This is a genomic window from Streptomyces sp. NPDC096311 (genome assembly GCF_044763085.1).
GTDB lineage: Bacteria > Actinomycetota > Actinomycetes > Streptomycetales > Streptomycetaceae > Streptomyces.
Genome location: NZ_JBIWFN010000039.1, coordinates 29,518 through 55,228, shown reverse-complemented (window position 1 = coordinate 55,228; position 25,711 = coordinate 29,518). Strand labels below are relative to the sequence as shown.

Genomic DNA, 25,711 nt, shown 5'->3' with positions numbered 1-25,711 from the left:
GACGGTCCTTCCGGCTGCGCCTCCAGAACCTTGGGGCCCGCTGGCGCGGGCCGGGCTGGCTGTGAGGGGGTGGGTCGCTCGTTCGTGTGAGTTCCAGTGTAGTGCATGCATCGGGTTGATGCAGCATGTACCGTTGGCGGAAACACGGGACACCCCCCAACCACCCGGGCGGGGCGCGGCTTTTGATTCAAGGTCAGCCCCGGAATTCGGTTTCCCCCACTTACGCGAGGAATAACGAATTGGGAAGTTGCGGACCCGAGCCACAGAACGGTACCTCAGATATCGGAAAGCTCGAATTCCGGCGTGCGGAGGTACCGGAGCCGAACGGCCCCCCGGGCCGGGCGGCGGAACCGCCCACCGGCACCGGCCACGCTTCCTGGCTTTTGAGCGTCACGGCCGGCACCACCCGAGACTCAGAGCCGCTGCTGCCGTCCACGACCCGCACCGGGGCGCGGCGCCGCACGCGAAGCCTGCTCAGCCATGGCCGCCGGCCCCCTCGATCCGGTGGTTGTCGACGGCGACACGCCCGTTGCTGCCAGCTGCTTGCCCCGTACCCACCGTGGTGTGTCGGCCGGGGTTCGCGGGGTGGTTGAGCTCTAGTGACACATAAGAGCGTTCCGCGCCGAAACTGGCTCTGACCTGCGGTGATGCGAAACCGTTTGTTCTAGGTTTCCAGAACAAACGCGTCCCGGGTGTTCTGGAAACCTAGAACAAACGACCCCCGAACCTGACGGGTCATCAGGTAACTGTGAGCCACGGTTTGTTCTGCCCCTCCAGAACAAGCCGGTTTACCTAGTGCTACCGTGCAGGCTGAAACGTTGATCATCTCTGGAGGACTGTGCTGATGGACCAGCTGCCGATCGTCCGCCCCGGCGAGCGCGTTGTTGCGCGGTCGGACGGCAAGGGCGGCTTGATCCTGGGCGTGGAGAAGATCAAGGGCCGCGAGTTCGCCGCGAGCGCGGAGTGCAGCGGGTACGTGCTGGACGCCCGGCTGCTGATGGATGTGCTCGGCAGCCTCAAGATGCCCGGCTCGTGGTTCCAGGTCTGGTGCAAGCTCGTGGCGCTGCAGAACGCGAACCGCGCCGACGACCAGACCCGGGCTGCTGCCCGCGGCTTCGTGAAGACCAACCAGCGCGATCTCCAGGCCCGGTGCAACCTGTCGGCGGCCTCGGTGAACGAGGCCAGCCAGTTCTTCGCGCACATCGGCTGGATGCGGACCGCCAAGCGCGGTGTCCTCCAGCTGAACCCGTGGCTCACGGTGGCCGGCACCTCCGGCGAGCAGGAGAAGTGGCAGGCGCTGTGGAACAGCGCGGAGGGCCCGGCCTGCCTCATCCCGCACGCCGACTACCCCACCGAGTGGCGCCAGGCGCGCGAGGCGGAGAAGAAGGTCGCCGAGTCCGCCCGCCGCAAGGAGAAGGTCGTCACGCTCCGGCAGCGGCGGCCCGTGCGCAAGGCGAGCGCATGACCTCGCGCGGCATATCCTCGTTACACGTCGACCTGATCGGAAGTGGTGAGGCTCCGTGAGCAGCTCTTACGTCCCCAGCCCTCCCACAGAGGCCCCCGTCACGATTCCGCGGGCCGTCCTGCGCCTCCTGGCCCTGGTCGACGTCTCCACCGCCGGCCGCCGCGTCCTGGACGAGCTGCTGTACCTCAGCGACCCGGAGAACGGCACCGCCGCGATCAGCCAGAACGAGATGGCGCGCGAGCTGGGCGCCAGCAAGCCGACGGTGAACCGCGGCTTCAAGGAGCTCCGCGAGTGCGGGCTCGCCTGGAGCCTGGAAGACGGGCTCTACCAGCTCCACCCCCTGCTGACCGGCGGCGCGGTCTCCTCCCCCGTCATGAAGGTGCCGGAGATCAAAGCCGCCGAGCCCGGCCGCTTCACCGAACAGCGACGGGCCAGATTCGCCGCCCAGATGGCCAACCTGGCCGCCACCGGCTGAACCCGTCCCACCGAAGACCCGAGGCGCCGCACCAGGAGTGCGGCGCCTTCTTCATGCCCACCGCCGCGCCGGTAGCACTAGCTAAACCGCCTTGTTCTGAAGGAGCAGAACAAGCGCGAGCCACCGTGCGGTCCGCGCAGCGGGTGGGCGGTAGCACCAGGTGAACCGGCTTGTTCTGGAGCAGCAGAACAACCGCCGGTGGTCGGGCCGGACTGCTGCGCTGTTGCTGCACCTGGTGAGGCCGGCCTTGCTACCCGTGCAGCACCCGTGTGGCGTCTGGGTCGGGCGAGTGCTGCACCGCGAGCCGGGCGCCAGGGGCAGCACCCGGTCTTGCACCCCTGTGCTGCCCTTGCACCCTTCACCACCAGGAGCAGCGACTCGTGCAGCAGGGCGGGCAGCAAGCGGAAGGGTGCAAGGGTCTGGGTGGTGCCGGAGGTCCACAGCGGGGCCCCGCGCCGGGAGGCCGGCGGGGCCGCCCACGCGGGCCGGGCAGGGCCCCGTCTCTTGCACCCCAATGTAGGTAAGTAGTTGTAGTACCTACGTGCGGGTTGAACTCTCCCCCCTGAGAGCGGAGCTCGCGGCCGGGAGACGAGATCACCGGCGCAGGAGACGAACCGTGGAGACACCCGAGGCCGCGAAGCGCTGTACGCCGCTGTGAGGGCCCGAGAGGCCCGTGATCGTTGTCCGGGAGCCCGGAACGGCTCAGAGCGCCGCAGGAGGCCGCACAGTGCCGGGAAGGATCAAGCGCGCCCGAGGGGTGACGGGCACCGTGGTGAGCTCCGCCCGACCGTGCGAATGCTGCGCACCCACCAGAACCGCCAACCGAACATCCGCGTCAGCGAGGTCTCACGCGGCCTCGACCACCTGTATTTCGCCTACGGCGGGTGAGGCGGCGCGGCACTCGTCATCTGGTCAGTCAGTCCTAGGTATTCCTCTTACGCGAGCGATCCCTCACCAACCGGCGGACCCGATCCCTCACCAAACGACGGAGTCGCCGATCCGCTGCAACCGTCCTCGCGGTCGGGGTCGGCCTCTTCGACTCCGGCGAGCAGCAGCCGGTCGGCCTGGTCAAGGACGTCGCGGGTCAGACCTCGATGAAGGCGACCACGACGACGGTCTTCAACGCCGTCACCCAGTACACGAGGCGGACCCGTTCGACGTCGTCGACGTACTGGCGCAGCCGCGGGCCGGTGCTGTCGCCGGGGAGCAGTTCGCCGGCGTCGGGGTCGACGGAGACGACGACCAAGGCGCGGTCCAGCGCGTGCAGCTCGGCTTCGCTGGTGATGGCGTCCAGCTGCTTGGCGGCGGAGTCGGAGAACGCGACCCGGGCGCGGCGGGGGCCGTGGGGTGCGGGCATCAGGCGACGGCCGGGCGCTGGGAGGCGAGCCGGGCGAGGTGGGCCTCGCGCAGTTCCTCCCACGGCGTGCAGTCCTCCACCGAGGGCAGGCCGTTGGTGGCGATGTCTTCCAGGACAGCGGCGAGCTGGTCGGCGCTCTCGCGGGTCCGGGCCGCGTACGCGCGCAGTCCGTCGGCGGCCGCAGGCTCCAGCTGCTGCCGGACGGTGGTGTCGGCGGGGGCCGGCTGTTCGCTCATCGAGGGCCTCCAGGGCGCGAACGGGAGTGTGCCACCACGGTATCGGGCGGGCGCAGGCCCTGGGGACCACTCCGCAGCACCCGGCTGGGAGCGCGTCGGCCGCCCGTCCGCGCCCGTCGCTGACCCGCCCGGGGCCGATCCCAGAGGTTACTTTCCGTACCCGCACCGGCAAGGGTGTCACGCTGTCCGGTAGGAGCCCGAAAACGGGGGTCGGCCCCGTGATTGCGGGCCCGATGAGCAGCGTGACACCCCAGCGTGACAGCCGGACCGAGGGTGCGTGACACCTGAGCGTGACAGCCCGTTAGTCACCGTCGGTGATCGGCGGGCGGGGGTGAGCGCGGGTGAGGAACGCGGCGAGCGCCCCGGCGGCTTCCGGCTCGCTGGTGGCGAGGCGGGCCGCGAACGCCACCTGGTCGCCGTCGGCGTCGGGGACCAGGCGGGCGAGTTCGGTGAGCAGCGCGGCGTGTGCGAGGACCGGCGGCGTGAGAAGGCCGGTGGCTTCCTCGCGGGCGGCCTGGTCGCGGTAGTGCCCGCGGTGCGCGGCCAGGGCGCGCGCGAGCCAGGCGTCGACGTCGGCCTGGACGTACCCGCCGGCTCGCCGGGTCAGTTCCTCGCGTACGGCTTCGTCGCCGGTGCGGGGCTCGGTCTGCTCCAGGGTGCCGAGCTCGCGCAGCGCCTGGAGCTCGTCGGCGCGGGCCGCGATCCGCTGGGCTTCGCGCAGGTCGGCTTCCCGGGCGGCGGCGGCCGCGGCGTCGGCGGCGAGCTCGGCCTGGACGACGCCGTCGGTGTCCGGGTCGTAGACCGTGCCCGGTGCGGCCGCGGCGAGTAGCTGGTCCAGGCGCTCCCACTCCGCGAGCTCCGCCGGGCCGCGTACGTCGTCGGCCAGGTCCTCGTGCCGGGACGCCTGCCGGGCATCGAACCGCGCTTCCTCGAGGGCCGCCGCGATGGCGCCGGCGTCCATCCCCTTCGCCCGGCGCCGCACGACGCGGCGGCCGATCCGGGCCGGGTCGACCGGCTCACGGGGCGCGGCGACGCGAGGGGCGAGCGGTCGGCGAGTGCTCTCGCCGGGCGGCCAGAACCGGGTCATCTTCGGTCTCGCATTCATCGTGCGGATTCGGTGCGGGCCGCCGCCAGAGCGCTGTACGGCGGCCCGCCGATTGGTTTATAGCAGGCTCCGAATTCGGGCGGGTCAGAACCGGAAAGAAATCGAGGACACTGACGTGAAGTCCGCGCGGAGGCCATCGGCCCGTGTGCCCCATTCCGTGAAATACGACTCCGTGATGGCCTCCGCGACGATCGGATGCAGATCCTCCTCCGTCGCCCCGGCCTCCTGGAGCTCCAGGATCTGCTTCACGTAGGTGGGCGAGATGTCCGTGGTGATCTGCCGCTCGCGGCCATCGTCCGAGCTGCCCGTGCAGGTGAACCCGAAGTAGGCCGTCACCTCCACCATCATCCCCCTGGAGGTGGAAGCCTGAGCGCGCGCCTGCGCTCTGACCTGTGGTTGCCACTCGGATTCGGTCGCCTCCACCAGGGCGGCCTGGAGCCGCTTCTGCGGCTTCTTCAGCTTCCCGGCGCGGTAGCGCTCGATCGTGCGGGTCGAGGTACCCACACGCTCCGCCAGGCTCCTCGCTGACCCCTTCATCCGCGTGAGGAGGAATTTCACCTGTGTATTTGCTGACTTCGGCGCGGGCCGGGTAAAGACCTTCCGCTCCGCCCGCGCGAGGGCCTCCAGGACCTTGCCGCGGCGCGGGGCCGGCTGCTGCTGCTCGTGATCGCTCATACCTCCAGGGACCACGATCCGCCTGTGGACAGCGGCCAGCGATCCCGTCGCCAAGTCGGCTGTCAGCGCCGGGTGTTAAGCAGGGGCGCAGCAGGGGAGGTTGCCGGTGACAAGGGGAGGGACATCGTGGGGAAACGGAACGGGGCGCGCAAGGGTGCCCGGCGGTCAGGGAATCCGGCGCGCCGCGAGGCGGAGCATCAGATCTCGGGCGTCGTGCTGGGCGAGCGCATGTACTCCGGTGCAGCCGGCCACCGGGCCGGGGTGCAGCCGGGAGAGATTCTCCCGGTGACGGCTCCGGTGCTGCCGGACGGCGTCGTGATCAGGGACGCGGCCCGCGCCGACCGGGCCGCACTTGAGCCGGTGATCCGGCTGGCTGATCCAGACAACCCCGACGGCTCCTGGCGAGCACTGTCTGAGGTGATCAACCAGAGCCTCGACCCTGGGCTGCAGACGTACGCGCGGGTGGTGGAGGAGACGTCCTCCGGCGCGCTGATCGGAGGCATGCTCGCTCTGCCGGCCACGTGGGCCTTCACCCATCCCATGCTCATCGGCTCGCCCAACGCGCACATCATCGCTGGTCTGGTCGGCTGCCTGGACTCCCTCGCCGTCGTCGACCAGTGGCGCGGCAAGGGGATCGCGCGTGCCCTGGTCAACGACGCGGAACAGGCGGTCAGCTCTCACCTGGCCGGGAAGCTGGGCAGTGCCCTAATGCTCGTCACGCACGAGCCGGAGCTGACGGACTTCTACGCCGGGCTGGGCTTCACGGTGTCCCCGGACGGCATCGGGATCCCCACGCCCACGGGGCTCATCTGCCACGGCCCGACCAAGGGCTTCCGCTTCTCCGTGAAGCCGCTGCGCACCGGCGTCCAGATGAAGCCCATGGCCACGCCGTACGGGCGGCAGCTGGTCATCCAGGGCGTCCTGCCGCTGCCCCGCTGAGTTTGCCCCGGGCGGATACGCGAGCGAGCCCGGACCGTGCCGGTCCGGGCTCGCGGGCTGTTCGGGGCGCGGCTGCTACAGGTCGAACTCCAGGTGCTCGACATCGAGCATGCGGACCTCATCCAGGCTGCCGGCGCGGCGACCGCCGTCCTGGAAGTACACCTCCTTGAGCGCTTCGGCCGCGATCTCCCGCAGGCGGTCGTCACTGGCCCCGGCGGCCTGGGCGTCGAAGAGGCGGGCGGCGTAGACGGGCGGCAGAGCGACGGTCAGGTGCCGGATGCGGTCCTGGTCCGTGGAGCCGATCGGTGCGGTGTAGCCCATGCGGGCGCGGGCGTCGATGACGATGCCGCCGGTCGTCGCCGCCTTCTCGCGGGCCTTGGCCCGGATCTGCGGCTGCCACCGCTTGGTCACCTCGCGCTCCAGGCGCGCGGCGAGGTCGGCGCGCGGCTTCTTCGCCTTGCCCGCCACGTACCGCTCCACCTGCCGCTGGGACATGCCGAGCAGTTCGGCGACCGCCTTCGTGCCGCCGAGCTGCTTGACCATGTACCGCATCTGCGGGCCCGCGGACTTGGGTGCCGGGCGGGTAAACGCCTTCTGCACCGCCTTGTCCAGGCCGTCCCCGAACATGCTCATCGCCTGCGTACTCCCCTACTCGCCGTTGTCGGCGTCGGTGACGGTGCCGTCCTTGATGGACCGGGCCAGGTTGAGCTCCGGCGCGTTGAACTTGTCCCGGACCTCCTCGCCCCACAGGACGGACTGGGTGCCCTCGTGCTTGACCAGGCCGGGGTTGATGCCGAGCTTGAAGCCGCCGGGCAGCGGCTTGCCCTCCCGGTAGGGCAGGAAGTCCAGCGGGCTCGGTCCGTTCGCGGCGTAGACGACGCAGTCGGACAGGATCGCGATCGGGTACTGCCCGGTGAACGCCGCGTGCTTGACGATCTTGCGGTGCAGGTTGATCCGGGTGCGGGAGATGACCGCCGCCCGGATGTCCGGGCGCCACGTCGGACGCTCCAGGGCCCGCCACCGCTCGCCCGGCCGCCAGCCCTCGCCCCGGGGCCGCTCGCGCAGCTTGCCCAGGCCGCCCTTCACCGTCGCCTTGATCGCCGAGACGACGATCGTCAGCTCCGGGTCGCGCTCCTTGTAGCCGTCCATCGCCGCGAGGAAGTCGGCCGGGGCGAGATCGGCGTCGACGCCGAGGTCGGCCATCGTCGCGAGGTAGGCGTCACGCAGCCGCCCGTACCAGCCGTCCAGGTAACGGCCGTTCTCGTACCGGACCCACGCCTCGATCGGCGCGACGTCGTAGCCGAGCTCCTGGGCGTACGCGACGGTCGGCGTCGCGTACCAGGCCGGGCCCGTGGGGCGGTCGCCCTTCGGCGTGAACGGGGAGGGGAGCAGCGAGCCGTCCAGCTCCACCCACTCCTTGCCGACCTTCACCTTCGACAGGTCGACGTGGGACAGGTCGACCAGCCACGAGCCGGGCAGCTTCGGGTCGAACACCGGGTTCTTGACGTGGGTCGGCTCACCGAGGCCGACGTTCAGCCCGTTCGCACCGGCGGCGAAGGCCATGTTCACGTCCAGGCCGACCAGGTAGCGCAGGGTGCACTCGGCATCGGTCATCGGCCGCGCCCAGTCGTACGCCTCCTCGAACAGCTTGTCCGCCGGTCCCCGGACGGTGAAGCGCGGCAGGTCCTTGAGCAGCGGGTGCCCGTCGGGGGCCTCGCACGGCGCGCAGTCCACCGGGTCCTTACCCAGCGACCCGGGCGTCTTGTCGTCGGCCTGCCGCAAGGCGCCAGTCTCCTCATCGCGCACGGCGTAGGTCGGCGGGTGCAGCGCGGTCATCAACTCCAGGCCGGTGACGGCAGTGGAGCCGCGCGGCGTCATCACCCGGGTCGCGTAGACGCCCAGGACGCGGGCGAGCTCCGCCGGCGGCAGCTGCGCGGCGTCGCCCCAGAACCGGGCGTCCAGCGCGTTCCACGACGGGATGCACAGCTGCACGCACTGGCGCTCCGAACCCTTGGCCGGACGGTAGATCCGCGCCCACGGCCCGAACCCGCGCTTGGTCAGCTTCCACTCCGCGCGCACCAGCTGCTTGACGACCTTGTGGCCCTCCGGGATCCGACCGGCGTCCTTCTCCTCCGCAGTGAGCGAGACGGGGAGGCCGTAGCGCTCGCACGCGGCCTCGGTGAGCACGATCAGCGGGTCGGCCGGCCTTCCCGGGCCCGACAGCTTCGGCTGCCCGAGCTTCGCCTCCTTGAGCGTCCAGTCCACCAGGGACGGCAGGGACTTGGCGGGCACGTCCAGGACCAGGCCGCCGACGCAGTACGCCAGCACCTGCCCGTCCTCGACGTCCACGACGGCCAACGGCCCGTTCTCGAACCGCGGGTCCATCTCGCCCGCCGGGGTTCCGGCCGGGGCCGCCTTCTTCGCACCCGGACGGCGCGACGTCGACGACGTCGGCCTGGTGGTGCTCGCCGGGCGGGGCGCGGCGGGAGTGGGGTAGATGGATTCGACGACTTCGTCGATCATCGCGTCCGTCACCTCGGGCATTTCGCCTGCCGGTGCGGGGGTCTGGGTGTTCTCGGTTGCAGTCATGACCGCAGCCTCGGGGGCCGGGCCTGTGGACAGAGTCCGGGCTTCCGCCGGAGCGGACACGCCGGTGAACGTGGCGGGCACCGGGGCCGGGTAGAGCTCCGCGAGCTGCTTGAGCAGCCGCGCGTACGCCTCACGCTCCGGGCCGCGCGGCTCGGTCAGCTTCTTCACCGACTCCCAGGCGGACACCGTGGCCCGGCGCACCCCGAGGGCGCCGGCGACGTCGTCCAGCGTCAGGCCGTGGGCGACCCGCAGCCTCTTGCGCTCCTCCGCCGACGGCAGAGCTGAGCGGGACGCGACCAGCGCGTCGACCGCATCGAACATCTCGGACATGGAACACCTCCTGACCCACACTCTACCCCATAAACCGCAAGATTCGCGTACGTCTACCGTACAAACACCGTACGAACCCTCTTGAGGGTGAGGCGACGTTTCATGCTGACGCCCGCAGCGGGGCCCGCTGAGGCGTCACCGCCGCCACCGTCCCGGCCTCCCTCGCCGCGCGCTCCGCACGGGCCCGGCGCAGCGCCGCGGCGTGCGAGACATCGGCTTCACGGCGGCGCTGGGTACGGGCCTGCCCGATCGGGGCCGGCGCATCGTCCGCGACGACGTCGGTCTCGGGGAACGCCCTGCGGGACAGCTCGCGCATCGCCCGGGTCTGCCGCTCCAGCGCCTCCGCGATCCCCGGGTCCACCCGGGACGGCACAGCGACCTCCTGGTGCGCGGCGAGCGCGCGTCGGTAGCCCTCACACGCCGTCTCCCTGGTCTTCGCCTCACCGGCGGGCGCGGCCGGGGCCGACTCTGCCGGAGCGGCGGCCGGAGCGGGCGCGGGTACGGCGCCGGGCGCCAGGACCCGCAGGGCGCGCACGACGGTACGGCCCGCCGCCTTGTTGGCGGCCGCGATGACCCGGGTCTGCTCCAGGCGTGCCTTCGTCGCCCACGCCGACGACTCCGGGCACACGGTGAGCTGGCCGGAGTCCGCGTCGTACGCCACGGCGGCGACATGCCCGGCGAGCTCGGGGGCGATGGCTGCCCACCGCTCCCGCAGCGTGGCGCCGGCGGCCGGGAGCTCCCAGGCCCGTTCGGTGACCAGCGCGCCGATCGCCGCTCCGAGGCCCATCGGCTCGCGTCCGTCGCGCCGCACCGTCGTGCCGGTCCGCGGCTTCTTCTTCGCCTTCTGGCTGGCGCCGTTCTTCCGGGCCGCCTCCATCGCGGCCCGCAGCGCGACCCGGGCCAGGTCGACCCCGGACACCTCGCCCTCGCTCATGCCTGCCCCCAGGTGGTGTGCCCGAGGACCAGGTGGTGCGTGCCCTCCAGGCGCTGCGCTTCGTTGACCAGCTGGTTGCTGAACAGGCGCCTTGCCGACGTCTCGCCGTACTGGTCGATGTGGTCGAACACGACGCTGTGGTCCTTCATCCCGCGCACCCGCCAGTCGCGGACCTGCTCGGGGGTCAGGTCCTCGAGGACGAGCTCCAGCTCCTGGCCGTCGCCGCCGACCGGGCCGGGCGGGGCAAACGGGAGCGGCGCGGGCAGGACGACCGGTGGCATCGGCGCGGCCGGGGCCTCGAAGGCCGGCTGCGCGGCGGCGGCTTCGGCGCGGTGGGCCTTGGCGGCGGCCTGCTGCTCACGGATCTGCGCCCACCGGTGCTCGCGGATCCACGCCTGGGCGGTCACGTCCTGGTGCAGCTGCTGCGCGGTCGCCGTACGGCGCTCGGTCTCGGAGGCGTGCGGCATCGCCGCGTCGACGGCGGCGGCGACCGCACGGCGCTGGTCACGGCGGTCGGCCTGCTTCTCCTCGCAGCGCGGGCAGTCCGTGCCGGAGTCGAGCAGCACTCGGTCGTCGCACCGCACGTCGCCGCACCGCTGCCGCTGGGGCAGGGCCAGGCCGATCAGCCAGCCCACCGGGTCCTTGATCGGCCCGGCCAGCCGCATCTGGTCCTCCAGGCGCCGGGCGACCCGGTCGGCGAGGACCTGCGGCGCGTCCGTACGCCCGGCGAGGCCGACCACCCGGGCCAGCTCGCTACGGGCGGCGGCCTCCACCAGCTTCCGGGCGGCCGGACGCTCCAGGCGCGCCCACACCAGGTCGACCGGAGCCAGGACGGCCCGCAGATCCTCCGGCGGCAGAGGCACCCTCCCCCGCTGCTGCCTGCCCTGACCCGCACCATCCACGACCCGCACCGGAGTGCCGGCCACCGGCCCGCAGCCGCCCTTCATGCCTTCGACGACCGGGGACTTCTCCTGCTGTTCCCCGCGGAGCGGGCCGCCGTCCTCGCGCACGCACGCGCGGTCCGGCAGACCGTGGTTCCCACCACGGCCTTCGCCGGAAAAGCCACAAGAGAGCGCGAGAGAACCACCAGCAGTAACCCCAGAAGCGTGGAGAGCGTGGTGCTGTGCAGTTGCGGCGAGGTCTGCCGATCCAGCCATCTCGCCCTGCCCGGCACCCTCGATCCCAGTCGCCCCAAGGGTCTCGCCCGTCTCGCCGGACTCAAGATCTCCGGATGCAGTACCGGCGAGGTCTGAAAACACGGCGTCCGCGACCCGGCGGGCCTCCCGCACGGCCAGGCCGTGGGCCTTGGCGACCGGCACCAGGCGCACCCGCGACTGCGCGTTCAGGCCCGAGCCGGTCTCCTTGCGCACCACATCCGCGACGCCGTGCTCCTGGAGGCGCTTGAGGACCTTCGCCCCGGCCGCCGCCGTGCAGCCCAGCAGCCGCGCGACCGTCGCCGCCGGACGCCCGCGCTCGGTGTCGACCGATCCCGGGCACAGCTGCAGCCAGCCCGCCGAACCCGTCGTCAGCACCATCAGCAGCAGCCCGAGCCGATCCGTCGCAGCACCCCGGCCCGTACGACCGGCGAGCAGCCCGGCCGGGATCACCGGCTTGTCCTTCGGCGCCCACCCCGGACCGAACAGCACGGTGATCAGGCTCAGCAGCACCGCCAGCTCCGAGCGAGACAGCGCCAAGGCGTGCCGCCGGTCGCCGGCCTGCTGCGCCCGGTACATCGGGATCACCCAGCACTCCAGGCCCGTCGCCCACCCGATGCTGTTGGTAGCGACGTTCGAGCCGAGGAATCCGGCACCGCGCAGCTCGGGCAGCACCGTGTGCGCGACCGTCGACTGGGACACCCCCAGCCACCGACCGAGCTCCTCCGCCCAGATCGACGTCTCGAAGTCCCGGCGCGCATCCGCCTTCGCGGTCAGCACGACCGACGCCAGCCGCGTGCCATCGGACGCACCGGCCAGCGCCGGAGACGTCACCAGCGCGCGCACCGCGGCGAGCAGCCGGGCCCGCATCGTCTTCGTCAGCTGGAGCGGGTTGCCCAGCTCCAGCCGCGCGACCGGGCCGGCCTGCGCCGGGACCGACCGCAGCCGACGGCGCGACGTCCCGCCGGCGAACTCCGCGCGAGGGCGCGGGAGCGCGGCGGCCGGTGCCGCCAGGGCGCTCATCGGCCCACCCGGACGAACGAGAAAGAGATCATCCCGGCAGCCTTGCGCGTGCCGCCTGTGGACAGAGGCCGGGAAGCGGCGAGACCCCCGATCCCTCCCGCCTGGCGGGCAACAACTTCAGATCGCGTCCCGCCACACGGGACGACCCCCTCGAGGACGTCGTCGACGGAGTTGTCGATGACCTCCGGAACGGGGTGGGTCAGCGCAGCGGCCGACGCCACCTTCGGGAGCTCCGAAGGCAGACAGTCCGCCGACCGGGCGTAAAGCGTGTGACAGTCGGGGGGTGTGATGTACGTCACAATCCCGCCAGGGGGGACACCACAACCTGCGGGAATCACCCCAGAGGGGGTACTGACCTGGTCGTGGTCGACCTGACAAGACCTGCGGTGCTCGTGCACTATGGCGATACCAGCCTTCATATGGATCAACGCAGACGAGCCCCCTTCCGGGAGCGCGGCTCGGTGGTTCGTGTGAGGAGCGGGTTCAGTACGAAGGCCAGAGGCGGATCTCCTTTCGTCGGTGGACTTGGTGCTGGTGTTCCGGAAGCCCTTGGCGGGGCCTCGGAACGGCCGCGAAGCCCCTTGGCGGGGGCCCGCGGGTTGTGCAGTGGCCCTGATGAGGGGCCGGATTTGAAATGAGCGGCTTGATAAGCCGCGGCTCAGGACCGGCGGGAACCGGGATCTGAGCGGACCGCTCTGGTGGGGGATCGCCAGGCGGTAGACGGGCCGCGCGAGGCCGAAGGGGATGGCTAGTCCACTTCTTCTTGGCGCGCGCGGCCGATGGCCGGCTAGGTCATCCCAACCCCCTGAATCCGGAGGCTGGCGTCAGCATGCGCGGGCACGGTCCGGATGGCGTGATCGCAGAAGATCAACGGCGTAGCGGCGCGTGTAGTTCCGCGCCTGCGGGTAGCCTTCATCCCGCGATCACCTCCATTCCAGGTGCGTCGCCAACGGAGCATTGCCCCGTTCGAGCCACCCCGTGGACCAGGCCCGGTCCCGGGGTGCTCGTCGTTTTGGATCACTGCTGGGCACAGCCTAACTGCACGACCCGACATATTTGCGGGGCGAATTCGCGCAGAGTCCGAGAGGCCCGGAATGCCGCGACCGTGACGCGGTACGTGATCGGAAAGTTGCCCGCCACGCGGGAGTGTCAGCTGTCGCACAGGCACCTCCCGGCCGCCTTCCAAGTCGGGCACTCCTGTTCAACCCGCTCGTAGACGCTCGGAGGGTCGTCCGGCATCCACTGAGACATCTCCTCGGTGGAGACGTGGTCGTAACGCAGGCCGTGCTTCGGCTGCCGTTGTCCGGTGCGCTCCGCTCCCTCTACCTGCACGACCTTCACGAATGGACTTACGGCTCCCACCGGATCTGATCCGAGGTCAAACCATTCGCCATGACGACGCTTATCAGCGAAACGACGGTGAAGTTCGGCTTCTGCGATATGGCCGCCTTCGAAGAGCGCGAGAAGCTCCAGAGGAACAGGCGACCCCGTTTGCAGATGGCGCAGACGACGCTCCGGATTGTCAGTCCAACCAATCTTCACGAGTGGAGAGCCGGGAGAGCCGATCAGATAGACACGTTCCTTCCTGATCACTGGCCACCCCGCAGTTCACGAAGGTGAGCGACGAACGCCTGGGCCTCGGAGGCGTTTGCGTAGTTGGACTGGAGGGCCTGACCGAGATCGGCAGACACCATCGCCAATGACGGCAGCGAGCGCCGGCTACCCGAGAGAGCCCGCTCACCAAGGGAGAGCGCCGAGTCCAGGTCACCTTCGCGGGCCGCGACCACGCCCAGCGTGACCCGGGCCTCCGCAATCCGCATGGGCGAGCGCTCCGTCCCGTCGAAGTCCGTTCCTGCCCGGATCACCTCGTGGGCCAGCTGCTCTGCGAGGCGGTTCTCGCCGACCTTGCGCAGCGCGTCCATGCGGTAGAAATCCCACTTGGCCGGGTCGACGACGAAGTGGTCCTCGATGTTCTCCGGGTACGGCATGCGCTCCAGGAGCTGACGGCCCTGGTCCAGCGCCACCTCGGTCTGTGTCCTGTCTCCGAGCCGCGCCCACGCCTTAGCTTTCTGCGCGTACAGCTGCACGGCGACGCTCTCGTTGGGCGCCACCGCGATGCCGGCCTCCGCGGCCGCAATGACGCCGCGGTAGTCGCCCCGGGTCAGGCTGAACCAGGCGCGCATCTCGTGTGCCCACCCCTGCACGCTCAGCTCGCCGGACTCCTGCCCGAGCATCAGCGCGGCCTGCCGGGTGGCCTCGGCATCACGTGGCCGGCCGGAGTCGTACTCCACGCAGCCCACCAGCAGCGACAGCTTCCCGGCGAGCGCGATGATGTCGCGGTGCTGCGCCAGGCTCACCCGCTGATGCTGGAGGCCAACAACCCGCGCCAACCAGGCTTTTCCTTCAAGCAGCAGCTGGTCAGCAGGCATGTACGCGTACTCGCAGCACAGCCGGTCCGCAGTGATCCGCAGGGCGTCCAGGGTGGCCACGTCGACGTCCGAGGCGCGCAGTCGGGCGATGATGTCGACGGTGTCCATGCCGCTGACCTGCAAAATCTCGGACCGCCCATCGCGGCGGCCCCGCTCGGGAAAGAAGGCGCCCGTCGTCGTGTTGAAGACGGCGGCGATGGCGGACCGGTACTTCGTCGGCTGCGCGTCACCGCGTTCCCAGCGCTTCCACTGGCGAAGGAGATCCTGCTCGCTGACCTCCTGGTCGTCGGGGAGCCGGACCATCAGCGCACGAACTGCGTCAGCTTGTGACCAGTCGCGCGCCGCACGCTCTTCGACCATTCGGCGTGCCCAGTCGGGACGCTCATCCATCGCCGTTCCCCTTCCCCGTACGGTCCAGCGGCGCAGCCTGCACCCCGCCGAAGTGATGCCCGCGGAGCGGAGGCTGGCCCTTCTGCGGCCGAGCATGGCACGGCGCCTTGATCGCGCGGAGGTGACAAGTGGGGGTGACATTCCAGATGTCACCAGCACTCGTCACTAGGCGGAGGGCCTGCCTTTGAGCACCGTCATGTAACGGAAGCGCTCCGTGAGGTGACTGGGAGGTACTCAATGGTGGCCGCCGTCGGGACGAGGCAGAGCACGGTCCACCGCCGCCAACGTGGCGCTCGGGTCTCCGGCGTAGACGAGGTGCGGTTCGTCAGCGGTGGGCGCCTCGAAGCGGTTCGCATGCCGAAGCAGGTCTTCCTCGCTGAACGCGATGCTGTTCGCGTCGACCAGCGACTTCGCGTTGCGCTTGCGGATCCGTTCCCAGCGCACCTCGTGAGGTGCAGGCAGGTAGATCAGCACAGGCTCGCCGCCAGCTTCCATGATGGTCGCCGCCCACAAGGCACGCTCTTCCCGTGTCCAGAATCCGTGGTCGACCACGACCTCGTGTCCGGCCGCCAGGAGCTGCTGTACCTCCAGGGCGATGTCCTTGAGGACGGGCGCCTCTCGGACACGGAACTCGCCGCGGGGGAAGTCGCGGCCGTAGTGGCCGTAGCGGCGGAACATCTCCTCATCAGGACACAGACGCCGGAATCCGGCCTCCTCCAAGGCGCGGGCGAGGGTCGTTTTGCCAGCACCTTGCAGGCCGGTCATGAGGATCGCGCGGGGCGCAGGTCCCGGCCGGCCGGACAAGGCTGCGGAGATGCGGCTGATCTCGAATCGTCCTTCCAGGGTGAGGGTGTCGGCACGCTCGGCTCGAAGGAGCTCGCCGAGGCGCGCTTCCAGGCAGTTGACGAGGGTGTCGTCCAGAAGGACGGCGTCGCCGGCGTTCACCGCAGCACCTCGGACGTGGTGCGCCGCGTGCGACCAGGAGCACCCAGGTCTACGCCGTACTCGAGGATTTGGCCGTCGACGTCCAGGAACCTGGCGGTCAGCACCAGGATCGCTGCGACGGTTTCGGCGTCCAACTCCAGAAGCTCCAGGTCCTCCTTCGTGGCGATGCGAGCGGTCTCCTCATCTATGCGCTGCTCGACCTGGCGGCCGGTGGCTTCGGCGATGAGGTCCAACGACAGTCCGCCCTTGAGGCGCTCGCTGCGCGCGAGCTCCGGCAGCACCTGGGCGAACTCCGCCGGGATCCAGGACGTTGAGTGGGAGACGATCCCGTGAGCGTCCCGGTAGACGCGGCTGCGGCGAATCACGTCGTCACCCGGGTCGATGCCGAGCACATGCGCGACGTCCTCGGGGGCCGGCACCATGCCAGCGGTGTGGCCGGAGGACTTCTCGCCCACGCCCCACGACGACTTCGTCTTGCTGCTGCGGTCGTGACGTTCGGACCCCGAGGCGAGCGACACCGGCCGCGCCATGACTTCGGTGCCGACGCCCGGGATCCCGTTGACCAGCTTCTCGTCTCGCAGCAGCTTCATGGCGCGGTCGGCCGTTGCAGTGCTGACGTTCCACTGATCTGCCAGGGCCCGGATGCTGGGCAGCAGGTCGCCCGGCGCGAGCTCCCCGGAACTCATGAGGTCGCGGTAGTGACCCGCGATGCGCGCGTACGGCGGCCGGTTGTCGGCCCTCGGTTGCCCTGGCATGTCGCCTCCTTCTTTTCCGTCTAGGTGCCTCACTATACCGCTTGACACCTGAGGGTACCTGAGGCAACCTGATGTAGGTAAGACGGTGACCCTCACGGAACACCGAGTAGTCGCACCACCGCAGTAGTCGTCCGCCCTTCGGGGCGGCCGGAGTAGCCCTCCTCAGCTCGCTGGGATCCGAGGGCGTGAGAGCACCATCGAACTCCTCCGGAGCCTGACGGCCGCGACAACTGCGTGCACGTCGCAGCGCTGTGCGCTGTCTGTCCTGCGGGACGCCGGCCTCGTGCCGTGCGGCCTGGAGGGCAGAGAGCACATTCGCGACGCGCTCCCTGCCACTCCGTCCATGAGGAGTTCAGATGTCTGCTTCCACCATTGAGCGCCCCGCCCGGACCCGCCGGAGCCGGACCCGCTCCCGCACCGTCAACGCCCGCCCGGCGCTTGCCCTCTCCACCCTCAAGCCTCACCAGTTCGATCTGCGCCCGGCCTGCGCGTCGCTGATCTGCCCCGATTGCAAGACGTGGGTGCCGATCACCGGCCTCCAGACCCACAAGCCCAAGGTCGTGCCGCACGACACCGGCCTCGCGAACAAGGACGCGTCCGTCCGCTGCCGCCTGGGAAGCAACCGCCTGGTCACCGTCGACGTGACGGTCAAGAAGTGGCAGGAGCGCCTGGAGGACGGCAACTCGGAGACCGTTCACCGCCGCAAGACCACCGTGCTGCGGAAGCCGAAGGTGGCGCCCGCCCCGGCCGTCAGCCAGATCGCCGCACAGAAGCAGGCGCCGGCGGATGACGAGCACGGTGACGGTCGGCCCATGTGGCTGCTGCGCGAGATGAAGTGGGCGTCGACCGAGTCCGCGGTTCGCGACGCCGACACCCGCCGCGCGCAGCTGCCCGACGGGGACGCGCCGCTCGGTGCGCCGCCGGTGCCGCTCAAGACGCTGCACCCCGGGCGCCGCGCGAGCTGACCCGCTCCGGACGAACGACCAAGGCCCCGGCCACCCCGCAGAGGGGAGGCCGGGGCCTTGGCTGCTCGTACGGACAGCCTGAACAGCACGACAGCCCCGGTGACTTGAGACCCTCCGGGGCTGTCCAGGACCTGACTGGAGGACCTGATGCGAAACAGCATCGCACGCCCGCTCGGCAACACCGACTCGGACCCGGACATGGATGAGGCGCTGCGCCGGGCGAGGGGTGGCAAGTGATGAACGCGATCACGAGCCTGACCGACGCGGAGCGCGAGGACCTGTCGAAGAAGAACAGCGAGCAGAACAAGCGGTCGGAGAACAACCGCCGCTGATCGATCCCCCGGCATTGCCCGTCGTCCCCGCGCCCTCACGGGCGGGGCCGGCGGAGAGCGTCGGGAGCTCACCCCCGCTCCGGCCATCCGGCCGCAGACACGCGAACAGCCCCGGGGATTGCGCCCCCGGGGCTGTCGAACGGACCTTCTGGGAGGCCCTGATGAACAGCACCATCGTACGCACCCCCTACTACGGCGCCGACACCACGGAGATCGTGGAGAGCCCCCGCGCGCTCTGCGCCGACGAGGACCCCGAGCTGTTCTTCCCGATCGGCGACACCGGCCCCTCGCTCCTCTGGGAGGAGGAAGCGAAGGCTGTCTGCCGTCGCTGCCCGCTGATGGAGTCCTGCCTCCAGGGCGCCCTGGAGCGGAACGAGAACTACGGCGTGTTCGGCGGACTGTCCGCGAAGGAGCGCCGCTCCCTCAAGCGCCGCGCGGCCCGCAACCGCACCGCCTGACGGGAGCAGCGGGCAACTCCCGGCCCGCCCCGCAGCACTGCCGCACAACGGCTGTCCGCACGGCGGGCGGCCGGCCTTTTCGCACGTCTCCAGCCCGGGAAAATCCCGGGATCGCCTTCCTCCCCCGCAGGAGAGCCCCATGGAACGCAGCCTCCAGCTCGACACCGCGACGACCCCCACCAGCGCCTCCCGGATGCCGGACTCGCTGTGCAAGCACACGCCGAAGTGCCCGACGGCCGCCAGCTCGGACCGGGAGGCCGCACAGGTCGTGGCCGCCCACCCGGAGCAGGGCTGGAGCCTGTTGTGCAACGCCCTGGTGCTCTTCGAGGACACCGGTGAGCTGCTGCCCGACGGCCGGATCGTCGCTCCGCACCGGCCCCTCGTCACGGTCTGACGGCTGCCTGATCCGCCCGCCCCGACCGCCGAACTCCTGGCGGCCGGGTCGGGCGGTGACTGAGAGCCGGACAGCCCGGACGCCCGGCCCCGCGCCGGTGCACGCGATACGAGGAGAGCCCATGGCACACCAGCCGCAGACGCAGGCCGTTCAGCCGAAGACCCACTACCTCAAGGGCGACCTGGTCCTGTTCCGCGACGTCGAACGCTTCTGGCTCGGTCTGCCGGGCCACACGTTCGTCGGCCGGGTGGAGCGGTCCTGGACGAACGTCCACAGCGGAAAGCTTCTCTACGACCTGACCGAGCTGAGCGGCAACCGCGCCCGCGCCGGGATCGACCCCGACTACATGCGGCCGCTCCCGGCGGCCGACGCGATGCACGACATCGACACCGCGCCGCTCAGCGAGCCGGACACCGGGGCGATGACCCCGGCCGCCGTCGCCTGGCTGCGCCAGCACCTCGTACGGGACGCCGCCGCGCTGCCCGCCCGGCCCTGACCACCCCAGCACAACGGCCCTCCGAGCCCCCGGCATTAGAGCTGCCGGGGTCCCGGAGGGCCTGGTCACGACCCTACCCACCGCCACAGATCCACGGTGCCCCTTCTGTACGGAGGCGCCCGGAAGAGAGAGGACACCCCGTGGCCACCAAGCCCGCCACCCGTCGCAGGCGCCAGCCCGCGGCGAACCCGAAGCCCCGCGCCGGGCGCGCCAAGGCACCGGCCGCGCCGGCCTCCATCCCCGCCCAGGCCGCCGCCCCCGAGGAGACCGTGGCGCTGGTCCACCCGGAGGCCGACCCGGTCGTGGCCGACGCCGCCGACCGCGCCGCCGACCTTCGGGACCAGGCCCTCGACAACGTCGCGCGGATCCTCGCCGACGGCGAGGCGCGTGCCACCGAGCTGCTGGACGGCGCCTGCACTGAGGCGGCCTCGATCACCGAGGCCGCCGCGAGCGAGCAGTCCCGCCTCCTGGCCGCCGCCCAGGCCGACGCCGACCAGGTCCGTACGGAGGCCGCGAGCACCGCGGCCGCCGACGCCGACCAGGTCCGCGCCGACGCCGAAGCGACGGCGCAGCAGCTGCTCGCCGATGCGCGCCGCGACGCCGACACCGTCACCGCGACGGCGACCGGCAAGGCCGACCAGGTCCTCGCCGACGCCAGCGCGGCTGCCGAGCAGCTGCTCGCCGACGCGCGCCGCCAGGCGCAGGAGGTCACCACCACGGCGGCCGCGCAGGCGGAGCAGGTCCGGACCGAGGCCGCGCAGGCCGCCGCGAAGGCCCTCGCCGACGCGGAGAACGTGCGCACCGAGCTGCTCGCGGCGGCGGAGCGCACCGCGGTGGAGACCCGCACCCGCGCGACGACCGACGCCGAACAGGTGCTGGAGCGGGCGCGGGGCGAGGCCGACCGGATGCGTGAGAGCGCGGACGGCCAGGCCACGCAGGTGCGGGCCGGAGCCGAGAAGACGGCGGCCGGCCTTCGCGCGGACGCCGACCGCGCCCTGGCCGACGCCCGCACCTCCGCTGAGGAGCTGCGGGCCGCCGCCGACAAGGACGTCGCCCGGCTGCGCGAGCAGGCCGAAGCCGACGCGAAGACGGCCCGGGAGGCGGCGGCCCAGGCCGTCGCCGACCAGGCCGCCGCCGCGCAGGCCCGAGCCGAGGGCGAGCGCGTCCTCGAGGCGGCGACGCAGCGCACCGTGCAGCGGGCGCGGCGCCGGGAGATCCGGACCGAGTCGCGCGCCGCCCGGCGCAAGGCCCGCGACGAAGCCCGGCCCGCCGGCGGAGTGCCGCCGCTGTCCGGGCAGGAGCTGGTGCTGGTCGTCGGGATCGTCCTGGCGGCCGCGGTCGTCTCCACCCTCGGGCTGCTCTCCTCCTACACCGCGCTGGAGACCAAGGCGGCGACCTGGGGCTGGGACTGGCCGTGGCTGCTGCCCGTCGGCATCGACGTCGCGATCCCGGCCTTCACCGGCGCCAGCCTGATCCTGATCCGGATGGGCATGGAGCTCCGCTGGATCCGGTGGGTGCCCCGCGCGCTGACGGCGGTGACCGTCTACCTGAACTGGCAGGCGTCGTCCACCGCCGGGGGCCGTATCGGGCACGCCGCCCTCACGCTGCTGTGGGTGATCTTCTCCGAGATCGCTTCGCACGTGTACGGCACGCGGATCGGCGCGGTCACCGGCAAGAAGCGGATGGAGACGGTGCGCCGCTCGCGCTGGATCCTCGCTCCGATCCCGACCGCCCGCCTTCGCCGCCGGATGATCCTGTGGGAGATCACCTCCTACGAGGAGGCGCTCACCCGCCTCCAGGAGCAGACGTACCTGCGAGCGCAGCTCAAGGAGACGTACGGGTGGCGGTGGCGGAGCAAGGCTCCGCTGGAGCAGCGGATGGCGCTCAAGCTCGGTGAGGCGCCCGCCGCGCTCGCCGACACGCTCACCCCCGAGGACGCGCTCACCATCGAGCGGGTGGAGGAGAGCGCGCGCGCTCACCCCGACGTGAGCGCGCTCACCTCCGGGGAGTCGGACGGTGAGCGCGAGCGCCCGGCGCTCACCTCCGGCGCTCACGAGGGTGAGCGCGACACGGAGGACGACGACGCTCACCGAGCGGACGGCGCTCTTTCCCGCAGCGAGAGTGAGGCGCTTACCGAGCGCCGCCACGCTCGTATCCGTCTCCTCTACACCGAGCTCGGGAAGCGCCCGGAGTGGACGGAGATCCGCGACGCGCTCACCGACGCGGGCCTGGACGGACCGACCGGCACCCCGGTCTCCCGTCCGACCGCCCAGCGTCTGCGCGCTCAGGTCGAAGAGATCACCCCGAGCGCGTAGGTGAGCGCCCGGTGAGCGCGTCGCGCTCGCCCCCCGGTGAGCGCCCAACGCGCTCACCGTCTGGCAGAACCCCCTGCCGCTCATGGTCGCCCCCGGCCCGCGCCCACGCTCCCGAGCGTGAGCGCGGACCGGGGACGGCCACGGCCGGCAGGCCGCCCGCCCGTACCCCGCCCCGAGCGGGGCGCGGCGGGCAGCCCGTACCGAGCACGATCCCGGCCCCGCACGCACGCCTCGGGGACACGGACCCATGAACCCCATCCCCTTCCACCCCCGAGACCTGGAGGTCTTCCCCATGACCGAGAACAACAGCCGGTGGACCTCGGACCACCTGATGAAGCCCGGTGGCACCGCCCTGTACGGCGCCCAGCAGCGCGAGCGGCTGCGGCAGATGGCCGACGAGGTGAGGGCGCTGCTCAACGAGTACCGGGCCGACCTGGAGAACATCCAGATCGAGGGCGACAAGCCCTTCGCGCCCCGCATTCGCGCTTATCTCGCGTCGCGCCCGCTGGCGCAGCTCGAAAGCGACCTGCGGAACGCCGTGAATCACGCCGGAAAGCTCGACGCGGAATTCCAGAAGCGGTTTGTCGAGCTGCCCAAGAAGCGGGAGGCGAACGCGGAGAAGAAGGAGCTGGAGAAGGCCAGGAAGAAGGGCCTGAACACCGCCCGCACGGCCGCCACCGCCGGGCAGCTCAACGGCCTCACGAGCGCCCTGACCGAGCCGACCGGCGACGGGAAGACCGTCGCGAAGAAGACCGGCACGGACGGTGGCGATCACACCTTCCTGGACTTCCTGGAAAAGAGGGCCTGATAAGTGCCCGCTTCCCTTTCCGAAGGCCAGACGGCGCGCTGGAACAAGCGCCTGGCGGAGACCACCACGAACAAGGCGCGGGCGACCGCGCTGTGGGACCTGGCCCGCCTCCTGGCGGGCACCGACGACGCGGCATGGGCCGACCTGGTCGTGCTGCTCCAGGGCTGGACGACGGAGCAGCAGGGCCGGCGGCCTTCGCCGTAACGCTCCGCGCTCATCACCACTCATCATCACCGCCTCACTCCGTGAATCCGGGGGGCCCATCACGCGCGCCTATACGCGCGCGTGAGGCCCCCCGGATTCGCCACGCTGAGTGACTGATCGAAGGAGACGGCCGATGGCCGACGACGACGCCGGGGGGACTGTCTACGGCTTCCCCGGCGGGCTGACGATCCCGGGGCCGGTGGGCAGCGGCCCGCCGCCGCCCGGGGCCGCCGCCCCCACCCTGCCCTCCCTCCCCGCCCTCGCGCCCCCGCCCTCCCTGCTGGTCGCCGGAAATCCCGGTGTCGGCAGCGGAAACACGACGACCGCGAACCCGGACCCCGGAATGCCGGACAGTCCGCAAGGGTCGGGAGTCGCCGCCATGTCGGCGGTGATGATGGCCGGTATTACCGTCGCCGCAATGCGCGGCGCATGGAATGCAGCGGCTTATCTAAAAGCCCGGCACGAACACCACCGGGCAATTGCGGATCAGCAGCGGGCGGCGGCCGATAAAGCCTCTATCGGAGTGGAAGCGGCCCGCCAGAAAAGCCGGTTGCAGTCCGGCCCGGAATTCGGGCGCGGCACCCGCACATCGGGCGGGGGCGGCGGCCGGACGAATTCCGGAAAGAACAACACTCCCAGCACCTTCCGCTCCTCCGGCGGCTCCAAGACGCCGGGCGGGGGCGGAGGCAAGACGCCCAGCAAGACGCCTGGCGGCGGCTCTGGCGGCCGTACGCCCACGCTGGGCAGCGGAGGGCGGGGAGGCAGCGGAGGAGGCCGCAGGAACGGCCTGGAGCTCTCCGGGGGAAAGGGCGGCGGAAAGGGCGGATCGGGGGGCGGAAAGACCCCAACAAGCGGCACGAAGAACAACTCCGGCGGCCTGTCCGGGGCTGTTCGCGACCGTGCGGCGGACCGGGTCCGCAACGGCCCCAAGCCGAAGACCCCGACGCCGACGAACACGCGCACCCCGGGAATCCGGGACGCCGCTCGCGACCGTGCCGCCGACCGCATCCGCAACGGCCCCAAGCCCAAGACCTCGACGACCGGAACGTCCGGCACGGGCGGCAAGGGAACGGGCACGACCAAGCCGGACCGCGGCCCCCGGGTCCGGGACGCCGCGCGGGCCCGGGTCGCGGACCGCATCACCACCGGCTCCTGGACGCCGACCGGCCGCAAGCCGGTCGACCTCACCAAGAAGGGCTCGGGATCGTCGGCCACGCCGGCGACGATCCGCGGGGCGCTGCGCCACCGCACGGTCGGCCGCATCCTCAACGGCAAGAAGCCCAAGCCCGATCCGGCCGCCCCGCCGAAGGTCAGCCTGGTCAAGAAGCCCAAGACCGGCACCAGCGGCTCGGGAGCGGCGGCGACGCCGACGACGATCCGCGGGGCGCTGCGCCACCGGGCCGTCGGCCGGATCCTCAACGGCAAGAAGCCCAAGGCGACTCCGGCCGCCGCCGCGGCTCCGGCGAGCCCGAAGGTGAGCCTGACCAAGAAGCCCAAGACCGGCACTCCCGGCGCGGGCGGCACGGCGGCGGCACCGAAGGTCAGCCTCACGAAGAAGCCGAAGCCCACCTCGGGCGGCCCGGCCGGCCCTGGCGGGTCGGCCCCGAAGGTGAACCTGCGCAAGAAGGTCCGGCTCACCAAGCCGCCGCGCAGGCCCGGCTCGGGCCCGGCCGCCACCGGCGGCACGGGCACGACCGGCCCGAAGTCGACCGGGCCGACCAGTACCGGCCCGAAGTCGAAGGCCGACAAGTCCCGCACCCGCCGCGGCTGGTGGGAGCGGGCGAGCTCCCGCCGCTCCGGACGCTCCGAGCCCGACCCGTCCAGCACCACCAGCTCCGGCACCACGCCGGGGCCGGGCGCAGCACCGGGCGGGGGCTTCGGCCCGCCCCCGGGCTGGGGCTACACGCAGGGAGCGACGATCACCGTCGAACAGGTCGGCGGTGAGGCATGGACCGCCCGCCGCAAGGAGAACCGCCGCGCGGCAGGCGTCCCGGCCGGGGCCATTCCCGCATCAAGGACAGGAGGAACCGGAGTGACCGTGCCCGTCCCGACGCGAGCACCCAGCACCCAGTACGCGGACAGCGACCTGACGATCTACGACGTCATCGACTCCGACGCCGACATGGCGGAGGAGATCATGGCGGGCGTCGACGAGGCCAACGCCGCGGCTGAGGGCTGCGAAAAGATGATGACGAAGCTGGAGGCCCTCCACCAGAAGATCGTCGACCTGAAGGTGCCCGGCGTCCTGGAGGGCTGGGTGCTGATCCTCGCGGAGAAGGCCGTCAGCGTGAAGGCGAAGGCGGAGGCCCTGGCGGAGAAGCTCCCCGCCGCCTCGGAGGCCATCGCTACCGCCGGTGAGAACGCGGCGCGCCGCCACAAGCCGCTCGCCGACGTCACCCGCGATCACGGCCACGCCGCTCCCGCTGAGCGCGACTACCACGTCGAATAGGAGAAACCACGTGTCTGATCTCGTTCCCGTGATCGGCGGAGCCCTCCAGAAGACCGGCTCCGTCATCGTCGGCGCGGTCCGCTTCGGCATCGTCGTCGCACAGCTGACCGCCGCCAGCGCCACCATGATGGGCCTGTCCAACCAGGTCCGCTCCACGTTCAAGTACGTGGAGGACTGCGCGAGTTCGGTCGACCGGCTCGCCGACCTCGCCGCGTCCAAGGCCGTCGACCAGTCCACCGTCAACGAGCACCGCGAAGCGGCGACCGTGATGCGGGACTGCAAGGACGAAGCCGAAGCCATGGCGGTGGAGTGCGAGGAGATGTCCACGCTCTTCCACGAGACCGCCGACGGCCACATCGCCGACTACGGCGCGGTCGCGGACGCCGCGAACAACATGCCCGACGGCATCGAGATGGCCGACCGCACCTTCTACAGCAACCGCTGACCCACCCCCACCCCGCACCAAGGGCGGCGAACCCCATGACGGGT

Annotated in this window: 24 protein-coding genes; 12 read left to right on the top strand and 12 right to left on the bottom strand. The window is 71.4% G+C overall.

Annotation, left to right across the window (positions count from 1 at the left end):
• Window positions 1–844 precede the first annotated feature (844 nt).
• The gene (locus ACIRA5_RS51200) at window positions 845–1,465 is read left to right on the top strand and encodes a hypothetical protein (protein WP_358587592.1); all 621 of its coding nucleotides are present in this window, start codon (window positions 845–847) and stop codon (window positions 1,463–1,465) included.
• A 55-nt stretch (window positions 1,466–1,520) separates the two neighbouring features.
• The gene (locus tag ACIRA5_RS51195; RefSeq protein ID WP_403704889.1) at window positions 1,521–1,940 is read left to right on the top strand and encodes a helix-turn-helix domain-containing protein; all 420 of its coding nucleotides are present in this window, start codon (window positions 1,521–1,523) and stop codon (window positions 1,938–1,940) included.
• 1,084 nt (window positions 1,941–3,024) lie between these two features.
• Here ACIRA5_RS51195 and ACIRA5_RS51190 read toward each other — a convergent pair.
• The 4 genes from ACIRA5_RS51190 to tpg (ACIRA5_RS51175) form a co-directional block, all read right to left on the bottom strand.
• On the bottom strand, window positions 3,025–3,297 hold the full coding sequence (locus tag ACIRA5_RS51190) for a hypothetical protein (RefSeq protein ID WP_403704887.1): 273 nt from the start codon (window positions 3,295–3,297) through the stop codon (window positions 3,025–3,027).
• Entirely contained in the window at window positions 3,297–3,533 is a 237-nt protein-coding gene (locus ACIRA5_RS51185) for a hypothetical protein (protein WP_331720173.1), read from the bottom strand. Before ACIRA5_RS51185 ends, ACIRA5_RS51190 begins: the two co-directional genes overlap by 1 nt.
• A gap of 301 nt (window positions 3,534–3,834) precedes the next feature.
• Complete coding sequence (locus ACIRA5_RS51180; RefSeq protein WP_403704884.1) at window positions 3,835–4,638, bottom strand: hypothetical protein; 804 nt, start codon at window positions 4,636–4,638, stop codon at window positions 3,835–3,837.
• 84 nt (window positions 4,639–4,722) lie between these two features.
• Entirely contained in the window at window positions 4,723–5,313 is a 591-nt protein-coding gene (gene tpg / locus ACIRA5_RS51175) for a telomere-protecting terminal protein Tpg (RefSeq protein ID WP_403704882.1), read from the bottom strand.
• A gap of 126 nt (window positions 5,314–5,439) precedes the next feature.
• On the opposite strand from tpg (ACIRA5_RS51175), the gene ACIRA5_RS51170 reads away from it, so the two are divergent.
• Window positions 5,440–6,252 carry a GNAT family N-acetyltransferase gene (locus ACIRA5_RS51170; RefSeq protein ID WP_403704880.1) on the top strand — a complete coding sequence of 271 codons (813 nt, stop codon included), beginning with the start codon at window positions 5,440–5,442 and terminating at the stop codon, window positions 6,250–6,252.
• Window positions 6,253–6,327: 75 nt separating this feature from the next.
• Here ACIRA5_RS51170 and tpg (ACIRA5_RS51165) read toward each other — a convergent pair whose 3' ends face one another.
• The 8 genes from tpg (ACIRA5_RS51165) to ACIRA5_RS51130 form a co-directional block, all read right to left on the bottom strand.
• Complete coding sequence (gene tpg, locus ACIRA5_RS51165; RefSeq protein WP_362453831.1) at window positions 6,328–6,885, bottom strand: telomere-protecting terminal protein Tpg; 558 nt, start codon at window positions 6,883–6,885, stop codon at window positions 6,328–6,330.
• Between the two features lie 15 nt (window positions 6,886–6,900).
• Window positions 6,901–9,171, bottom strand: coding sequence for a telomere-associated protein Tap (gene tap, locus ACIRA5_RS51160; RefSeq protein ID WP_403704877.1), 2,271 nt, complete (start codon window positions 9,169–9,171; stop codon window positions 6,901–6,903).
• 100 nt (window positions 9,172–9,271) lie between these two features.
• On the bottom strand, window positions 9,272–10,105 hold the full coding sequence (locus ACIRA5_RS51155; RefSeq protein ID WP_403704874.1) for a DciA family protein: 834 nt from the start codon (window positions 10,103–10,105) through the stop codon (window positions 9,272–9,274).
• The gene (locus tag ACIRA5_RS51150; RefSeq protein ID WP_403704871.1) at window positions 10,102–12,282 is read right to left on the bottom strand and encodes a hypothetical protein; all 2,181 of its coding nucleotides are present in this window, start codon (window positions 12,280–12,282) and stop codon (window positions 10,102–10,104) included. Before ACIRA5_RS51150 ends, ACIRA5_RS51155 begins: the two co-directional genes overlap by 4 nt.
• A 1,149-nt stretch (window positions 12,283–13,431) precedes the next feature.
• Window positions 13,432–13,875: a GIY-YIG nuclease family protein gene (locus ACIRA5_RS51145; RefSeq protein WP_403704869.1), complete on the bottom strand. Its 444-nt coding sequence runs from the start codon at window positions 13,873–13,875 to the stop codon at window positions 13,432–13,434.
• Window positions 13,872–15,101 (bottom strand): XRE family transcriptional regulator, encoded by a 1,230-nt coding sequence (locus ACIRA5_RS51140; RefSeq protein WP_403704866.1) that lies wholly within the window; start codon window positions 15,099–15,101, stop codon window positions 13,872–13,874. The genes ACIRA5_RS51145 and ACIRA5_RS51140 overlap by 4 nt, the downstream gene beginning before the upstream one ends.
• A 234-nt stretch (window positions 15,102–15,335) precedes the next feature.
• On the bottom strand, window positions 15,336–16,046 hold the full coding sequence (locus ACIRA5_RS51135) for an AAA family ATPase (protein WP_403704864.1): 711 nt from the start codon (window positions 16,044–16,046) through the stop codon (window positions 15,336–15,338).
• Window positions 16,043–16,801: a GntR family transcriptional regulator gene (locus tag ACIRA5_RS51130; RefSeq protein WP_403704861.1), complete on the bottom strand. Its 759-nt coding sequence runs from the start codon at window positions 16,799–16,801 to the stop codon at window positions 16,043–16,045. The genes ACIRA5_RS51135 and ACIRA5_RS51130 overlap by 4 nt, the downstream gene beginning before the upstream one ends.
• Before the next feature lie 356 nt (window positions 16,802–17,157).
• Between ACIRA5_RS51130 and ACIRA5_RS51125 the strand changes: the two genes are divergently transcribed.
• From ACIRA5_RS51125 to ACIRA5_RS51085, 9 genes are all read left to right on the top strand, one after another.
• Complete coding sequence (locus ACIRA5_RS51125; protein ID WP_403704858.1) at window positions 17,158–17,766, top strand: hypothetical protein; 609 nt, start codon at window positions 17,158–17,160, stop codon at window positions 17,764–17,766.
• Window positions 17,767–18,259: 493 nt separating this feature from the next.
• Window positions 18,260–18,556: a WhiB family transcriptional regulator gene (locus ACIRA5_RS51120; RefSeq protein ID WP_403704855.1), complete on the top strand. Its 297-nt coding sequence runs from the start codon at window positions 18,260–18,262 to the stop codon at window positions 18,554–18,556.
• A 205-nt stretch (window positions 18,557–18,761) separates the two neighbouring features.
• Window positions 18,762–18,950: a DUF5999 family protein gene (locus ACIRA5_RS51115; protein WP_403704898.1), complete on the top strand. Its 189-nt coding sequence runs from the start codon at window positions 18,762–18,764 to the stop codon at window positions 18,948–18,950.
• Between the two features lie 121 nt (window positions 18,951–19,071).
• Window positions 19,072–19,446 (top strand): hypothetical protein, encoded by a 375-nt coding sequence (locus ACIRA5_RS51110; protein WP_403704852.1) that lies wholly within the window; start codon window positions 19,072–19,074, stop codon window positions 19,444–19,446.
• Window positions 19,447–19,586: 140 nt separating this feature from the next.
• Window positions 19,587–21,761: a DUF2637 domain-containing protein gene (locus tag ACIRA5_RS51105; protein ID WP_403704849.1), complete on the top strand. Its 2,175-nt coding sequence runs from the start codon at window positions 19,587–19,589 to the stop codon at window positions 21,759–21,761.
• 247 nt (window positions 21,762–22,008) lie between these two features.
• Window positions 22,009–22,569 (top strand): hypothetical protein, encoded by a 561-nt coding sequence (locus ACIRA5_RS51100; protein ID WP_366503146.1) that lies wholly within the window; start codon window positions 22,009–22,011, stop codon window positions 22,567–22,569.
• 3 nt (window positions 22,570–22,572) lie between these two features.
• The gene (locus ACIRA5_RS51095; protein ID WP_366503145.1) at window positions 22,573–22,773 is read left to right on the top strand and encodes a hypothetical protein; all 201 of its coding nucleotides are present in this window, start codon (window positions 22,573–22,575) and stop codon (window positions 22,771–22,773) included.
• Window positions 22,774–22,906: 133 nt separating this feature from the next.
• Window positions 22,907–25,222 carry a hypothetical protein gene (locus ACIRA5_RS51090; protein ID WP_403704845.1) on the top strand — a complete coding sequence of 772 codons (2,316 nt, stop codon included), beginning with the start codon at window positions 22,907–22,909 and terminating at the stop codon, window positions 25,220–25,222.
• Between the two features lie 10 nt (window positions 25,223–25,232).
• Window positions 25,233–25,667 carry a hypothetical protein gene (locus ACIRA5_RS51085; protein WP_366503143.1) on the top strand — a complete coding sequence of 145 codons (435 nt, stop codon included), beginning with the start codon at window positions 25,233–25,235 and terminating at the stop codon, window positions 25,665–25,667.
• The last annotated feature ends 44 nt before the right edge of the window (window positions 25,668–25,711 follow it).

Coding starts and splice junctions, on each gene's coding strand:
- ACIRA5_RS51200 (WP_358587592.1), top strand. CDS start 845: ATGGACCAGCTGCCGATCGTCCGCCCCGGCGAGCGCGTTGTTGCGCGG.
- ACIRA5_RS51190 (WP_403704887.1), bottom strand. CDS start 3,297: ATGCCCGCACCCCACGGCCCCCGCCGCGCCCGGGTCGCGTTCTCCGAC.
- ACIRA5_RS51185 (WP_331720173.1), bottom strand. CDS start 3,533: ATGAGCGAACAGCCGGCCCCCGCCGACACCACCGTCCGGCAGCAGCTG.
- ACIRA5_RS51180 (WP_403704884.1), bottom strand. CDS start 4,638: ATGAATGCGAGACCGAAGATGACCCGGTTCTGGCCGCCCGGCGAGAGC.
- tpg (WP_403704882.1), bottom strand. CDS start 5,313: ATGAGCGATCACGAGCAGCAGCAGCCGGCCCCGCGCCGCGGCAAGGTC.
- tpg (WP_362453831.1), bottom strand. CDS start 6,885: ATGAGCATGTTCGGGGACGGCCTGGACAAGGCGGTGCAGAAGGCGTTT.
- tap (WP_403704877.1), bottom strand. CDS start 9,171: ATGTCCGAGATGTTCGATGCGGTCGACGCGCTGGTCGCGTCCCGCTCA.
- ACIRA5_RS51155 (WP_403704874.1), bottom strand. CDS start 10,105: ATGAGCGAGGGCGAGGTGTCCGGGGTCGACCTGGCCCGGGTCGCGCTG.
- ACIRA5_RS51150 (WP_403704871.1), bottom strand. CDS start 12,282: ATGAGCGCCCTGGCGGCACCGGCCGCCGCGCTCCCGCGCCCTCGCGCG.
- ACIRA5_RS51140 (WP_403704866.1), bottom strand. CDS start 15,101: ATGGATGAGCGTCCCGACTGGGCACGCCGAATGGTCGAAGAGCGTGCG.
- ACIRA5_RS51130 (WP_403704861.1), bottom strand. CDS start 16,801: ATGCCAGGGCAACCGAGGGCCGACAACCGGCCGCCGTACGCGCGCATC.
- ACIRA5_RS51125 (WP_403704858.1), top strand. CDS start 17,158: ATGTCTGCTTCCACCATTGAGCGCCCCGCCCGGACCCGCCGGAGCCGG.
- ACIRA5_RS51120 (WP_403704855.1), top strand. CDS start 18,260: ATGAACAGCACCATCGTACGCACCCCCTACTACGGCGCCGACACCACG.
- ACIRA5_RS51110 (WP_403704852.1), top strand. CDS start 19,072: ATGGCACACCAGCCGCAGACGCAGGCCGTTCAGCCGAAGACCCACTAC.
- ACIRA5_RS51100 (WP_366503146.1), top strand. CDS start 22,009: ATGAACCCCATCCCCTTCCACCCCCGAGACCTGGAGGTCTTCCCCATG.
- ACIRA5_RS51090 (WP_403704845.1), top strand. CDS start 22,907: ATGGCCGACGACGACGCCGGGGGGACTGTCTACGGCTTCCCCGGCGGG.